General features: G+C 65.8%; 12 protein-coding genes, 2 tRNA genes and 1 riboswitch. Of the genes, 9 read left to right on the top strand and 5 right to left on the bottom strand.

The genetic code is table 11. From position 1 onward, the window contains the following. The first annotated feature begins 204 nt into the window (after positions 1–204). The 6 genes from F467_RS0106445 (at position 205) to F467_RS0106420 (ending at position 9092) form a co-directional block, all read left to right on the top strand. Complete coding sequence (locus F467_RS0106445; RefSeq protein WP_038038618.1) at positions 205–1188, top strand: MerR family transcriptional regulator; 984 nt, start codon at positions 205–207, stop codon at positions 1186–1188. Between the two features lie 63 nt (positions 1189–1251). After that, positions 1252–2784 (top strand): cryptochrome/photolyase family protein, encoded by a 1533-nt coding sequence (locus F467_RS0106440; RefSeq protein WP_018138737.1) that lies wholly within the window; start codon positions 1252–1254, stop codon positions 2782–2784. After that, positions 2784–4223, top strand: coding sequence for a deoxyribodipyrimidine photo-lyase (locus F467_RS0106435; protein WP_018138736.1), 1440 nt, complete (start codon positions 2784–2786; stop codon positions 4221–4223). Before F467_RS0106440 ends, F467_RS0106435 begins: the two co-directional genes overlap by 1 nt. Continuing rightward, positions 4220–4483, top strand: coding sequence for a hypothetical protein (locus F467_RS0106430; RefSeq protein WP_018138735.1), 264 nt, complete (start codon positions 4220–4222; stop codon positions 4481–4483). Before F467_RS0106435 ends, F467_RS0106430 begins: the two co-directional genes overlap by 4 nt. Before the next feature lie 138 nt (positions 4484–4621). Then, complete coding sequence (locus F467_RS0106425; protein WP_018138734.1) at positions 4622–5122, top strand: hypothetical protein; 501 nt, start codon at positions 4622–4624, stop codon at positions 5120–5122. A 148-nt stretch (positions 5123–5270) separates the two neighbouring features. Next, on the top strand, positions 5271–9092 hold the full coding sequence (locus F467_RS0106420; RefSeq protein WP_018138733.1) for an AAA family ATPase: 3822 nt from the start codon (positions 5271–5273) through the stop codon (positions 9090–9092). 80 nt (positions 9093–9172) lie between these two features. Here F467_RS0106420 and F467_RS0106415 read toward each other — a convergent pair. The 4 genes from F467_RS0106415 to gltX all read right to left on the bottom strand — a co-directional run bounded on the left by F467_RS0106415 (position 9173) and on the right by gltX (position 11049). Continuing rightward, a tRNA-Glu gene (locus tag F467_RS0106415) sits at positions 9173–9248 on the bottom strand. 20 nt (positions 9249–9268) lie between these two features. Next, positions 9269–9499, bottom strand: coding sequence for a hypothetical protein (locus F467_RS0106410; protein ID WP_012982227.1), 231 nt, complete (start codon positions 9497–9499; stop codon positions 9269–9271). Positions 9500–9524: 25 nt separating this feature from the next. Next, a tRNA-Ala gene (locus F467_RS0106405) sits at positions 9525–9600 on the bottom strand. Between the two features lie 42 nt (positions 9601–9642). Next, positions 9643–11049 carry a glutamate--tRNA ligase gene (gltX, locus tag F467_RS0106400; protein WP_018138732.1) on the bottom strand — a complete coding sequence of 469 codons (1407 nt, stop codon included), beginning with the start codon at positions 11047–11049 and terminating at the stop codon, positions 9643–9645. A 138-nt stretch (positions 11050–11187) separates the two neighbouring features. On the opposite strand from gltX, the gene F467_RS0106395 reads away from it, so the two are divergent. After that, positions 11188–11631, top strand: coding sequence for a DUF4399 domain-containing protein (locus F467_RS0106395; protein WP_018138731.1), 444 nt, complete (start codon positions 11188–11190; stop codon positions 11629–11631). A 68-nt stretch (positions 11632–11699) separates the two neighbouring features. Here the strand turns inward: F467_RS0106395 and F467_RS0106390 are convergent, their stop codons facing one another. Beyond that, positions 11700–12680, bottom strand: a complete 981-nt coding sequence (locus F467_RS0106390) for a cytochrome-c peroxidase (RefSeq protein ID WP_018138730.1) — start codon at positions 12678–12680, stop codon at positions 11700–11702. 269 nt (positions 12681–12949) lie between these two features. Beyond that, positions 12950–13184: riboswitch (cobalamin riboswitch) on the top strand. 128 nt (positions 13185–13312) lie between these two features. On the opposite strand from F467_RS0106390, the gene F467_RS0106385 reads away from it, so the two are divergent. Next, entirely contained in the window at positions 13313–14428 is a 1116-nt protein-coding gene (locus F467_RS0106385) for a porin (protein ID WP_012982223.1), read from the top strand. Between the two features lie 21 nt (positions 14429–14449). Beyond that, positions 14450–15010 carry a cytochrome c gene (locus F467_RS0106380; protein WP_018138729.1) on the top strand — a complete coding sequence of 187 codons (561 nt, stop codon included), beginning with the start codon at positions 14450–14452 and terminating at the stop codon, positions 15008–15010. Positions 15011–15025: the final 15 nt, after the last annotated feature.

The following is a 15025-nucleotide window of genomic DNA, read 5'->3' as shown; positions in this document are numbered from 1 at the left end:
TGGTTCGCCTCCGTATGGGATCCTTTGCCCTATTAGGGGACTAAACCCCGTTCGGGTTCATTCCAACAGACCCCCCCCATGAAGGCCTGGTGGCCAATCGCGGGGGGAGCGGTCGAGGCCGGGGTTGACGGCAACCATCAGTACGGCCGATGCTCGGCCCGAATACGCAGTACATGATCCGTACAGATGCTGTACAATTAACCTATGGCCAGCGCGACACAATTGGGCACATCCGAACAGGAAGGTCTTTATCCCATCCGCCACGTGTGCGCGGAGACCGGGATCAATGACGTCACTCTGCGCGCCTGGGAGCGTCGCTACGGGCTGATTCGCCCGATGCGCACCCCCAAGGGTCATCGGCTATACAGCGCAGACGACATTGCCCGCATCAAGCGCATCCTGGAGCTGCTCGATCAGGGGATTCCGGTCTCCCAGGTCCATCGTGTCCTGGCCAGCGAAAGCGCAACGGTGGAACCGCCCCCCTCGTCGCATACCCAATCCGAAGCATCCGCCAGCCGCAATCGCACGGGCACCAGCAAACCCGGTATCGCCCCTCACACGCTCGACCCACTGGCCGAGGCGCTCTATTCCTCTGCCGCGGAACTGGACACGGCTCAGCTGGAGAGGACCTACGCGCGCCTGGTTATGCGCCACGGCTGGAACGGCGTGCATGAAAGCGCCTTTCTCGAGGTCTATCGGCGCCTGCGGGAAGAATCGCGGCACTCGCCCGAAGGCGAGGTTCGCCTGGCGGTTTTCGCGGCCTGGGCCACCGCGGCCTTTGCCGATCAGCTGCGCGCAGCGATCCGGGCCTGCGAAGGTCCCGCCATTCCTTGCCTGGTCCTGGGCGGCGGGCACCAGCAGGTTGGCGGCATGCTCCTGCAACTGGCCTGCGCCCGGCGAGGCCTCAAAACACTGCCCCTGTTTGACGCGACCAGCCCCGAGGCCCTTGAGGCGCTGGTGAAACGCCAGTCCGCGCCTGCCGTGATAATCCACGGCTCCTCGCAGCTGATGCGCTCCCCCGAACTGCCGCGCATCGAGGCTATCCTGAATCGCCCCGGGCCTCGCTGCTATCTGGCGGGTTCCGCGGCGCTCGAACTCTCCCAGGTGAATCACCAGCGCGAAATCGAAGTGTTGCCCGGCGCGCCGCTCGAAGCGGCCGAACTCCTCAGCCGACAACTGCCTCACTGAGCCGGTCCACCACGGCTCGTGGACTCCGGCCAACCTCCGAGCGCGAACGACCACCCGACGAAATTGCTGGTGGTACTCGGCGACCAGCTCGCCCAGCCGCACCCCGTGCAGGAAACCCTGCACCCCTCCCGCGACGCCCTTTGGATGGCCGAGGTGCCGGGCGAATCGCTGCATGTCCCGTCGCACGCCGCCCGTACCGTAATGTTTCTCTCGGCGATGCGCCACTTCGCCCGGCGCCAGCGCGAGGACGGATGGGCGCTGCACTACCATGCCCTGGGCGACCACGGGCATCACACGCTCGAGTCCGCCCTGGAGGCCGATCTGCGCCGCCTGCGTCCGCGCGAAGTTCAGGTCCTGCAACCCGGCGAAGTTCGCGTACAGCGCGAGCTGGAGACGGCCTGCCGCAGAGCCGGGGTCACGCTCACCATCCTGCCCGACCCGCTGTTCCTGGTATCGCTCGAGGCATTTTCCGAGTGGGCCGGGACCCGCAAGCAACTGCGCATGGAGTATTTCTACCGCGACCAGCGCCGCCGTCTTGATGTGCTGATGGATGACGGCGAGCCCGCCGGCGGCCAGTGGAACTTCGACGCCGAGAACCGGGGGCATTTCGGCCGCGAAGGTCCCGGCCTACTGCCCGCACCGAGACGCTTCCCGCCCGACGCCGTCACGCGCGAGGTCATCCAGATCGTCGCCGAGCAGTTGCCCGACCTCCCCGGCCGCTGCGAGGACTTCGACTGGCCAGTCACACCCGCGCATGCGCGCGAGGCGCTGGACGATTTCATCGCCCACCGGCTGCCACACTTCGGTCAGTACCAGGACGCGATGTGGAGCAGCGAGCCCTGGCTGTACCACGCCCGCCTGTCCGCCGCCCTGAATCTGCACCTGCTCAGCCCGCGCGAGGTAATCGCTGCAGCGGAGGACGCCTGGCGCCGTGGCCATGCCCCGCTGGCCGCAGTGGAAGGCTTTGTCCGCCAGATCCTGGGCTGGCGCGAATACGTGCGCGGCCTGTATTTCCATTTCGGCGAGCGCTGGCACGATTGGAACGCGCTCGAAGCCGGGGAACCCCTGCCGGCGCTGTACTGGGATGCCGACACCGAGATGCGCTGCCTGCGCGAAGCCGTCGGACAGACCCTGCGTCTTGGCTATGCCCACCATATCCAGCGCCTGATGGTCACCGGCCTGTTCGCGCAGCTGCTGGGGGTACAACCGACCGCCATTCACGGGTGGTATCTGGGCATCTACGTCGATGCGGTGGAATGGGTGGAGATGCCGAACGTAATCGGCATGTCGCAATACGCCGATGACGGCCGCATGGCCTCCAAGCCCTATGTCGCCACCGGGCGCTACATCCAGCGCATGAGCAACTACTGCACACAGTGTCGCTACCGCCCGACCGAGGCGCTCGGCGACGACGCCTGCCCGTTCACAACCCTCTACTGGGACTTCCTCGATCGCCACCGCGAACGCTTCGCGAATCATCCGCGCACCGCGCTGCAGTGGAAGCACATCGAGAAGATGGACACCGAACGCCTTCAGGCCATTCGCACACAGGCCGCCGCGATCCGCGAACGGCTGCAGCAGGGGGAGCGACTCTGATGCCCGGACCCACCCTCGTCTGGCTGCGCCAGGACCTGCGCCTGGCCGACCAGCCCGCACTGCAAGCCGCCGCCGAACGTGGCGGGCCCGTGATCCCGGTCTTCATTCATGCCCCGGACGAGGACCTGCAGTGGGCCCCCGGGGCCGCCTCCAACTGGTGGCTGCACCACAGCCTGCAGTCGCTCAACGAGGCGCTGAACAAGGCCGGCAGCCCTCTGGTCGTTCGCGCCGGCCCGAGCCTCGACACCCTGCGCGAGCTGGTCGTCGAGACGGGCGCCGAGGCCGTGTACTGGAACCGCGTATACGAACCGGCCCGCGTCCTGCGCGATCAGGGGATCAAGGCCGGGCTGCGTGCCGACGGCCTGGAGGTTCGCAGCTTCAACGCGGCCTTGCTGATCGAGCCCTGGGACGTCGAGACCGGCCAGGGCGGCCCGTACAGGGTCTTCACCCCGTTCTGGCGCGCCTGCCTGCAGCGCGGGATTGAACAGGACCCGCTCCCCGCCCCTTCTCGCCTGCCGGGGCCCGAAAAACCACCGGCCTCCCTGACGCTCGACGACTTGGCACTGCTGCCCCGAATCGACTGGGCCGCCGGCCTGCGCGCCACCTGGGCACCCGGCGAACGCGGCGCCCAGGCACGCCTGGAGCGGTTCCTCGGGCAGTCGATCACAGGCTATGCCGACAGCCGCGACCGCCCCGACCAGGACGGCACCTCCGGGCTGTCACCGCATCTGCATTTTGGCGAGGTTTCGCCGCGGCAAGTGTTGCGCGCCCTGCGCGATGCCAACATCAGCCTGGAGCACAAGGGGCCCGAGTCTTTCGTGCGCGAACTCGGCTGGCGCGACTTTGCGCACCATGTGCTCTATCACTTCCCGCACACGCCGGAACAGCCCCTGAACCCGCGCTTCGAGGATTTCCCGTGGCGCGAATCGGAGGCCGACCTCGCCGCCTGGCAACAGGGCCGCACCGGAATCCCGATCGTGGACGCGGCGATGCGCCAGCTGTGGGAAACCGGCTGGATGCACAACCGCCTGCGCATGGTCGTAGGATCCTTCCTGACCAAAAACCTGCGCCTGCACTGGGTGCACGGCGCCCGCTGGTTCTGGGACACCCTGGTCGACGCCGATCTTGCCTCCAACACTCTGGGCTGGCAGTGGGCCGGTGGCTGCGGCGCCGATGCCGCACCGTATTTCCGAATCTTCAACCCACAACGCCAAGGGGAACAATACGACCCGGACGGCCGATTCGTGCGACGCTTTTTGCCGGTGCTCAAGAAGACCGAAACACGGTATATTCACGCCCCGGGCGCCGGCGGCACCCTGGGCTATCCCGACCCGATCGTCGACCTGAAAGCCAGCCGCCAGGCCGCATTGGAGGCCTTCGAGGCCATCAAGAACACATCAACCAGTCAAACCAAGTCATCCAGCAAGGCCCAGACATGACCTTTTCCGAACGCAACCTGAACTACCCCAAAGGCGTTAGCTACAACTTCAGCCGCCACGACAAGACGACCCCGGTACGCGTGACCCACGAGGGCAAGCAATACGTCGGGCAGGTCCTGAATTCGAAAGCCCCGTACCGCATCCGAGTGACCGAGGAGATCGTCGGGCCCGGCACTGCACGCTTCATCCCGGTGCGCGAGATCCAGGTGCAAAACCTCGAGGGTGTCGAGTACCTGCACAAGGGCTACCACGGGCACTAAATCGCCCGCGCGGGGGCCATCCAACCGGCCCCCCGAAGCAGGCTGGGCATGGGAACTCGTGTGCACACGGGTCCCCATGCCCTAAACTTGAGGCATAGTCACCGCAGAAACCGGCTCTGGGTCGGCAAGGAGCTCGCCATGAAATACCGGCTGATCGGCATGATCGGAACTGTCCTGCTGGCCTTCCTGCTCACGGGTCCGGTGGCGGCGGAAAAGCCATCCGACGAGCGTGCACTCGCAGGCATCGAACACGGCCAGATCCTCTGGGACATCACCATTGGCGATCCCGAACGCCTGATTGCCCGGCTGAGCGTTATCGAGGAGACCCACGAGGACATGGTGCGCCAGGGTCTGGAACCGAACATGGTGTTCGCGTTTCGCGGTGGTGCCGCCGCGCTGATTGCACGCGACACCGACCACCTGGAGATCGAGGACGTATCGGCGGTACGCCACATCCATGACCGCCTGGCCGACATCCAGGAGCTGGATGGTGTCCACATGGAGGCCTGCTACATCGCCACCCGTCGCTTCGATCTCGGCCAGGACGACCTGATCCCGGGCGTCAATCTGGTGGGCAACACCTTCCTGTCCATCATGGGCTACGAGCAGCAGGGATACACCACTATCCGGATCGACTGACCCAGCACCTCAAATCCCGGTACAATCCGGGTGATTTCGTCTCGCGGCCAGACAGCGCGGGCAAGACACGCAATAACCACCCGGGCATCGGCAACAGCGGCGACGACGCCCGTTGGCATGCGCCCGGCGTTTGCGACAGGGGGGATGGTTGGCTCATCTGGAGATCACGACCTTCGGCACAGTCGGCGTGCGGGTCGAGGGCCGTGATGTGCCCGCCCTGTCCGGCACCAAGCTGGGGCTGTTGCTGACCTACCTGGCGGCCGAATGCCCACGGCGCGTGCCACGCCAGGAACTGGCGCACCTGTTCTGGCCCGAGCTGGACAGCGACAGCGCACGTGTCAACCTGCGCCAGGGGCTATTTCAACTGCGGCGGCAACTGCCGGATCCGCCCGCCGCCCTGCTCGAGGCCACACCGCGCTACGTCCACTTCCAGCTTCAGCCCGGCACCGAGATCGATTTCCTCGCCCTGCACCGCCTGCGGGCCGACCGCAGCCACCTGAGCTGCAACGAACTGGCCGCACAAACTCTCGCGAGTATCCGCCACTACCATGGCCCCTTTCTTGATCCCGTGCGCGCACTCCAGGATCTCCCCGAGCTCGCCGCCTGGGCACAGACACAGCGCGACCACTACTGGTCCCAGCTGCTCCTCCTGATCGAGGAAAATCTCGACGATCTCTGCCACTCCGCAGACGCCGAAGCCCTGCTCACCGAACTCCAGCGACTGCTGGCGATGGAGCCCCATGAAGAGGCCCTGCACCGCCTGGTCATGCTGACCTTGGCCGGCATGGGTAACCGCGAGCGGGCGCTGGAACACTTTGGCCGCCTGGAGCGCCAGGCGGTCGATGGCCCTGGCCACCTGCTGGTGCGAACCCGCGACGAAATCCTGGCCCCAACACCAAAGACACCGGCAACGGTGTCTTCTACTGCCACACCCGAAACAGCCTCTCTGCGTGCCGAGCGCCGCCGGGTCACCGTTGTGGCCTGCCTGGTCCAGGCGGACGCCGAGCTTGACGTCGAGCTGCAGAATGAACGCATGCAACACACCCTGGAGCAACTGGACCTGGTCCTGTTGAACCATCGGGGGCATGTGGTTCGGGCCCCTGGCAGCGGCCTCCTCGCCTATTTTGGCTATCCTGCAGGTCGCGAGCAGGCCACCGTCGATGCCGTCCACGCCGCCTGGCAAGTCCTGCAAACAGCCCCGAGCGACTGCGAGCTGCGCATAAGCGTCGATACCGACCTCATCGTAACCGGGGTCGACCCGGACACCCCCGACCCCGCTGGCCTGCTCAGCCAGCGCGCACAGGCTCTGGCACGTTCGACCGACACGGGGACGCTCGTGGTCTCGCCATCCGTGCACCAGCGCGTCTCGGGGTATTTTCTGTTCAGCCCTCACGCAGGCACGGGAGTACTCGAAGGAAGCCAGCGCGTCACCGGCGACCCCGGCCCCCTGGATCGCGTCGATGCCCAGCACGCCCGAGGTGGCCTCACTCCTCTGGCAGGACGCACAGAGGAGCTTGAGCGCCTGCACATGATCTGGCGCCAGACACTCGAACATCACAAACCACACTATGTACTGATTCAGGGTGAAGCCGGCCTGGGCAAGAGCCGTCTCGCACGACACCTCGACGAGCGCATCCGCGGCCAGGCGCGCTCGCGCTTCCTGCTGAAGTGCCGCGAGGACCGCGCGCGGCACTTGTTGACGCCCGTGCGTCAAGCGTTCGCCACCTGGCTTGGGCTCGGCAGCATGAATGCCAGCCGCCAGCGCCGACTGGCACGTGCCCTCGGCACCGCTCGGTCACTCGATGCGGACATCGCCGACGCCCTGGCGCACTGGCTCACACACCCGGACAGCAACGGCCTCGAAGCACTGGCCGCGCAGGGTCTCGACCGGGATCACATCATTGACGTCCTCGTCGAACTCGCCCGGCGCCGAGCCCAACGAGGCCCCATCCTGCTGATCTGCGACGACCTGCACTGGATGGATTCCGGCACGGCCGAATTCCTCCGACGCCTGTATCAGCGCCTGCATGACCGCCCGTTGCTGACCCTGCTCACGGCCCGCATGAGTTTTCGCTCCAACTGGCGCGATATCCCGCTCGAGCACCTGCGACTGCACGCCCTGCCCGACCAGGCTGCACATGAACTCATCGAGCGTTGCGACACCCAGCATCGCCTGACGACACACCTGCGCGAACAACTCATCGAGCGCGGCGAGGGCGTCCCGCTTTTTCTCGAGGAGCTGACGCGCTACACCCTCGAAGCGGCGCGCACCGGGACCCTGCCCGACACCTTGCCGCCCGGGCTGGCTAATCTGCTGGTGGCACGTCTGGAACAAACCGGGACCGCGCGTGACCTGGCCCACGCCGCGGCCGTAATCGGACGCGATTTTGATACGCGCATCCTGAGTCACCTCCTGGAGCAGCCGGCCGACGTGATCCGCCGCCAGCTCAGCCGCCTCACCGGCCGCGGATTCATCGAGCCGGTCGGCGTCCTGGACGGTGTGCGCTACCGGTTCCGTCACGCGCTGTTTCAGCAGGCCGCCTACGAATCCATGCTGGTGGCCGAACGAACGCGTCTTCACGGCCGCCTGGCCGATCTCCTGCGTGACGATGGAGGCACAAGCAGTATCGACTGGGGCCAGGTGGCCAGCCATCTCTATCACGCCGGGCGTGTGGAGGAGGCGGTGCCCGCCTGGCTCGAGGCGGGAGAGGCGGCGTTCGCCCGGGGCATGCTGCTGGAGGCCTCGCACTACTTCGAAGACGCGCTCAGCTGCCTCGATCGCGAGCTGGGTGAGCGGGAACCGTCGGAAGAACGCGATGCGCAGACCCAGCGAGCCCTGGGCGGACTGGGTGCCTCAAACCTCGCCTTGCTGGGATACGGCTCGCGCACGGTGCACGCGATCTTTGAGCGTACGCTGGGCATCACCGCGCCCCAGCGAGACGCGGTGCAGTACTTCCGTGTGCTCTGGGGACTTTGGCACGGTGCCGGATCCTGGCATGGCTTTGATGAAGCCCACCGCCTGGCCAACGACATGGAACAGGTCGCAGAGCAGTCGAACGACCGCCTGCTACGGATCGCCGCTCACTATGTACAAGGCAACACGCACTTCTGGAGTGGCCAGCTGCCGCTGGCGCTGGAACACCAGACCCAGGCGCTCGCCCTGTACCGCGAAGACGACCACCCACACCTGGTCGCGCGCCACACCGAAAACCCTGCGATCAGCTCACGCGGCTTCATGGCCTGGACGCTCCTCTTCTTCGGCAACCACGCTCGCGCGTGGGATGAAATGGATGCGGCCTGCGCCGAGGCCACAGCGCTGGAACACCGCCCCACCGAGGCCTTTGTCTACGCCTTCCGGGCAGCGCTTGGCTTCTTCGCCGACGACCCTGACGAAGCCCTGACCTCCGCCCGCCGCGCGCTCGCGATTGCCGAGGACTATGACTATCCCCTCTGGCGGGCCTCAGGCCTGGCACTACAGCACTGGGCCCTCGCGCGCCAGGGCGACCCCTCGGCTGTGGCGCCACTCCGGGAACAGGCAGATGCATTGCGCCACATCATGGATGGCGTCAGCACCATCTTTCAGCTCTTCCTGCTCGACGCCCTGCATGCAACCGGCGCCAAGCCCTCGGAACGCCTGCAGATCGCCACCGATACACTGACCAACTGCCTGAAACGAGGGGATCACGGCTTCGAACCCGCCATCCGGCGACTGCGGGCGCATGCGCTACTGGAACGCAGCGACGGCACCGACAACGAGGGCTGGCAGGAGCTGGAGCGGGCACGACGTCTGGCCCACGACCACGGCAACCCGAATATCGAACGATTAACCCTGCTCGACTATGCCCGCTTTGCTCGCGATGACGTCTGGCGCCAGTGGAGCGAACGCGAACTCCTGCGCATCAACCACTGCATCATCCCCCGACGACACCCATCCGAGCAGGCGCTGCAGCAAAACCCGCAGCTCGCCTGAACCGGTCCCGCGCCAGCACGGGTACCGGCGCGCACAAAAGAAAAGGCCCGAACCTTTCGATTCGGGCCTTCTCGAAATAATGGCGTCCCCACGGGGATTCGAACCCCGGTCGCCGCCGTGAAAGGGCGGTGTCCTAGGCCTCTAGACGATGGGGACGCAGAGGCAACGTCTTGTTGCTAGTTTGGCGGGCCCTGGGGCCGGCCGCTTCTGTGACCTCCGGCGGTCTCACGATAAATGATCGTGGTTACAACACCAGTAAACACCAGAAGAAATCCGATCGGAACCGCCGCAATCAGGGGCTTGGACCAGGTTTGCTCCCCGGTGAACATCAGCCCGAAACCGCCGAACAGCCCAACCACTGCAATCACCAGACCCACCCAGATGGATATAACCCCAAAACGATGCATCGGTGAACTCGCTTACACCCGAATTTGGTGGAGCCAGGCGGGATCGAACCGCCGACCTCCTGCATGCCATGCAGGCGCTCTCCCAGCTGAGCTATGGCCCCGTGTCAGGCGAGCGCGTACTGTAGCCAGCACCCCCTGGAGTGTCAACCCGCTTCCGCCGAAATTTTCTTCAGCGCCCGCTCGATCCGAGCCAGTGATCGCTCACGCCCAATCAGCACCAGGGTGTCGTCGATCGGCGGCGATACTGTGCCGCCGGTCAGGGCCACACGCAGCGGCTGCGCGACCTTGCCCAGCTTGAGATCCAGCCGCTCGCCGGTGTGCACCACGACCTCGTGCAGCGGCTCCTTCTCCCAGGCTCCCAGCGCACTGAAACCGTCATGCAGCGTCTGCAGCACCGGGAGTGCTTCGGCGGTGAGCTGCTTGCGCGCGGCCTTCTCGTCGTAGTCCTCGAACTCGCGGTAGAAGTACACGCTGTTCTCGGCCATCTCGCGAAGGGTACGCGCCCGCTCGCGCTGAGCGATCACCACGTCGCGCATCGCCGGGCCGCTGGACGGATCGATACCCAACTGACCCAGGTGCCAGCCGAACTCCAACGCCACATGGTCCGGGTCCAGGGTCTTGATGTAGTGCTGGTTGAGCCAGAGGAGCTTGTCCGGGTTGATCGCCGAGGCGGACTGGTTGACGTCCTCGATATCGAACAGGCGCACCAGTTCGTCCACCGAGAAGATCTCCTGGTCGCCGTGGGCCCAGCCCAGGCGCACCAGATAATTCAGCAGGGCCTCCGGCAGATAGCCCTCGTCGCGGTACTGCATCACCGAGACCGCCCCGTGGCGCTTGGACAGTTTGGCACCGTCCGGGCCCATGATCATCGGCAGGTGGCCGTAGCGCGGCGGTTCCACGTCCAGCGCCTTCAGGATGTTGATCTGGCGCGGGGTGTTGTTCAAGTGGTCATCGCCACGGACCACATGGGTGATCCCCATATCCATGTCGTCGACCACCACCGTCAGGTTGTAGGTTGGCGAGCCGTCGGAGCGGGCGATGATCAAGTCGTCCAGCTCGCTGTTCTGGAACGCGACCTTGCCGCGCACCATGTCGTCGACGATGGTTACCCCCTCGTCCGGCGTGCGAAAACGGATTACCGGCTCCACGCCCTCGCGCGGCTCGGTGCGCGCGCGGCAGCGACCGTCGTAGCGCGGCTTTTCCTTGCGCGCCTTCTGCTCCTCGCGCATCGCATCCAACTCTTCCTTCGTGCAGTAGCAGCGATAGGCGTGACCTGCGGCCATCAGCTGGTCGATTACCTCCTTGTACCGATCAAAACGCTCCGTCTGATAGAACGGCCCGTGATCGTAAGTCAGCCCCAGCCAGTTCATCCCCTCAAGGATCGCGTTGACCGATTCCGCATTGCTGCGCTCCAGATCGGTGTCTTCGATGCGCAGCACGAACTCGCCACCGTGGTGACGCGCATACAGCCAGGAGAACAGCGCGGTGCGGGCACCGCCAATATGGAGATAGCCGGTCGGACTGGGGGCAAAACGGGTACGAAAAGTCATGCGAAGCACTCGTTCCTGAGGAAGGTGGAATTTGAAGGCGCCTAGGGTAGCAGAACGCCGCGGGGCTGCCGCAGGGACCGCGGTCTATACTGGAGTTGGGACCACACGGATGCCCGAACGCGGGCCAAAGGAGCCTTCATGAATCCCACGCTCACCCGACTTTCCACGTTACTGGCACTGACCGGCGGCCTGGCGCTGGCCGGGAATGCCATGGCGACCGACCGCATTGCGCCACCGGACGGGGCCGAGGTTTATTTCATCAGTCCACAGGATGGCGAAACGCTCGAAAGTCCAGTGCGTGTCCAGATGGGCCTGCGCGGCATGGGTGTCGCGCCGGCCGGCGTGGAGATGGACAACACCGGCCACCACCACCTGCTGGTGAACAAGCCACTCGACGAGGTGGACCTGGATGCCTCGCTGCCCTTCTCCGACCACAAGCGTCATTTCGGTGGTGGACAGACCGAGGGCGAGCTGGAACTGGAACCCGGCGAGTACACCCTGCAGTTGCTGTTCATGGACTACCGCCACATTAGCTTCGACCCACCGGTTGTGTCCGAAAAGATCACTATCACGGTCGAATAAACGCACCCACGAAAAAGCCCCCTCCGTCTCCGGAGGGGGCTTGTAACACCCGATCCCAGTGCGGCCAGTTACGGCAGCGCGGGGATATCGAAGCGCGGCATCTCGCCGGTCAGTGCGTGCATGAAGGCCTCGATGTCCGCGACCTCGTCATCGCTGAACTCCATGCCCAGCATCTCCTGCCCCATGATGCGGATCGCCTCGTCCAGCGTCGCGGTCTCGCCGTTGTTCATGTAGGGGTAGGTCAGCGCCACATTGCGCAGCGTCGGGGTCTTGAACGCGAACTTGTCGGCCTCATCGCCCGTGACCAGATAGCGGCCCTTGTCTTCCGAGCCCGGCACCTGGATGCGATGGAAGTTGCTGTCGGTCAACGCCGGTCCGCTGTGGCAGGCCACGCAGCCGTTATCGGCGAACAGCTTCATCCCGCGCATCTGCTGCTCGCTCATCGCACCCTCGTCCCCGACCAGCCAGCGATCCAGCGGCGAATTCGGGGTGTTCAGCGTGCGCTGGAACGTCGCCAGGGCCTTGGCCACGTGGTCGGTATTGATCACGTTGTCGCCGTCATAATCGGGATAGGCGGCCTCGAACTTCTCCTGGTACTCGTTGAACTCCTCCAGGCGCGCGATCGCCTCCTCCAGCGGCATCGCCATCTCGATCGCGTCCTGGATCGGGCCCAGGGCCTGGCCTTCCAGATCGTCCTCGCGGCCATCCCAGAACTGGGCCGTGAAGAAGCCGGAATTCAGCACGGTCGGGGTATTGCGCTCGCCAACCTGGCCGTCATGGCCCACCGCGCGCGGGATGCGGTCCGCCCAGCCCAGCGCCGGGTTGTGGCAGGTGGCGCAGGAGATCACGCCGGAGCTGGAGATGCGCGGCTCGAAGAACAGCATCTTGCCCAGCTCGATCTTCTCCTTGGTCATCGAGTTGTCCGCCGGGATCGGCGGCAGCGCCGGCAGCGGCTCGAACACGTCGCGGTATTCGGAATAGTCGGTATCGGCCACGGCCGGGGCTGCGGCCCCGAACGCGACGGCTGCACAAGCCGCCAGCGCCGTCATGCGGAATCCGGAAAGCGTTTTCATACAGGTCTCCCTTGAGTAACAGATGAGTAACAGACATCTGAGAAGCGGATATCGGCGCGAACCGAAATAGACTCGGTCCAAACCACTTAAAACCCACCCTACAGACGCGGAAACCTGGTCGCGATCAAAATCCGCCCCGGAGATGATCTGCATCAATTATCAGCCTCCAGGGGAGCCGGGTTCGCCCCCACTACACCGTTTCCCGGGATACCCGGACAAACTTGACCCCCCCTTTTCCCTCCATTACGGTTCGCCCCTCTCTAGGTGCCCCGGCGCTCAGCCGCCGGGGATAATCGGGAAGCCGGTGCGCGAATCGACATTCGCAAGGCCGGCACTGCCCCCGCAACGGTAGGCGGAGACGGGCGGATCCAATGCCACTGCGGCGCATCCCCGGGATGCCCGCGGGAAGGCGATCCGCCCTGGATGCATCGCGCATCCACTTCGCGAGTCCGGAGACCGGCCTGGACGACACCCGACGCCGCGGTGGGCGGCCGAGCGGGCCAGTCCGGCGTGCTCGCATCGCCCGGCCTCCCCTGCTCCCTGTCCAGCTTCCGGCGTCGTTTCATCCACGGCGTGCGGGGTCGCGCGTCCAAGGGAGCAACCCAACAATGAACCATACCCATCTCCGACCGGGACAGCATGCCGTCCCGGCCCTGGCCACCCTGTGCCTGATGACGGCCGCGGGCATCGCGCCGGCACAAGCCGGCTTCGAATTCGGCGACGCGGAAGACGGCCTGCAGGTCACCCTGGATCCGCTGATCCAGGGCCGCTACAGCTACGAACGAGACCCGGATGGCTCCAGCAGCGAATTCGACTTCCGTCGTGCCTGGCTGGACACCTCGGGCACCCTGTTCCACCCCGATCTGAGCTTCCGCCTGCAGCCGGATTTCAGCAGCGGCGAGCTGTCCATGCGCGACATCTGGTTGCAGTACGCACTGGGTGAACACCTGGGCCTGCGGGCTGGCCAGTTTACGGTCCCCTTCGGCCTGTCGCGGGATATCGGCGGACCCAACCGCCTGTTCACCGAACTGAGCATCGCCGGCAACCAGTTCGAGGTTCCGGCCGGCCGCGACACCGGTATCGCCCTGCTGGGCGGCGCCGGCGACAACCGGGCATGGGCCATCGGCGTGTTTGACGGTCGCGGGCGTCTGGATCAGCGCGACGATCGCCCCTCCACATCCGGCCACCTGTTCAGCGCGCGCGGCGCGTGGGCCCCGGTCGGCGCAGTCCCACGTGACAACACCACGTTAGGCCAGGCCGTGGAGCGCACCGTCGCCCTGGGCGCCGGCGTACAGGCCGCCAGCCGCAACCACCTGCGCGACTGGAGCCGCGGCATCGAAGACACGGTGGCCAACCAACGCGCCGACTGGATCACCGCCACCGCCGACGCGGTGGTCAAGTTCGCCCATACCTCGCTGTCGCTGGCGGCCTTCCGCCGCGATGTCTCCCCCGACCGCACCGCGAGCTACCACGACCTGGGGGCCGAACTGGAACTGGCGCAGTCGCTGCCGGTGGAGGGACTGGAGTTCGCCGCGCGCCACGCCGTATTGCGCCACGACGCAGGCGACGATCTTGGCACTGACGAGCGCTGGCAGCGTGAATGGGGTGCCGGCCTCAACTGGTATCACCGTGGCCAGCGGCACAAGACCCAACTGATGTGGCTGGACCGCGACACCGACACCTCGGACTGGGAGCTGCACCTGCAGCACCAGTTCCGCTTCTGAGAAATGACCGGGAGAATCGACATGAACTGGATGCAACCGATCCACCACCCGTTGAGAACCATCCTCTTTGCGATCCTGTTGCTGGCTGCCACCGGCAGCCCGGCCACCGCGGAGGTCACTGTCACAATGCCGGGCCCCTGGGGCGACTATGACGAGACCCTGGACGATCCGGCCAAAGTGGATGCGACCGAGGCCTTCCAGCGCTTCCGTCAGCAGAGCATGCAGGGCACCTCGGCCACCTACCGCAGCATCGAGCAGATCCTGCGTTATGACGCACCATTCGCCGAACGTCTGCCCGGTCTGGCCGAGGAACTGGCGCGCCGCGCCGACGACATCGAAACCTGGTTCGCACGCGAGACACCGGCGCGGGACGGCGAACCCGGGGCCCTGCCCGCGGCCTGGGAGGCCCCGGAGTTCTCCGAGTACAAGGCAGCCTACCGCGAGGCCGCCGAACGACTGCAGCGCAAGGTGGAGTCGGCCGACGACCTGGAGAACGAAGACTTCCAGCTTCGCGCCACCGAGGCCCTGAACGGCGTGCGCCACCATTGTCTGGCCTGCCACGACAACTACCGCCGCCGCTAAACCGGCCGGGAACCA

The sequence above is a fragment of the Thioalkalivibrio sp. ALJ12 genome (assembly GCF_000378305.1).
Lineage (GTDB): Bacteria > Pseudomonadota > Gammaproteobacteria > Ectothiorhodospirales > Ectothiorhodospiraceae > Thioalkalivibrio.
The sequence above is the reverse complement of the archived record's forward strand: the minus strand, read 5'-3'. Positions and strand labels throughout refer to the sequence as shown.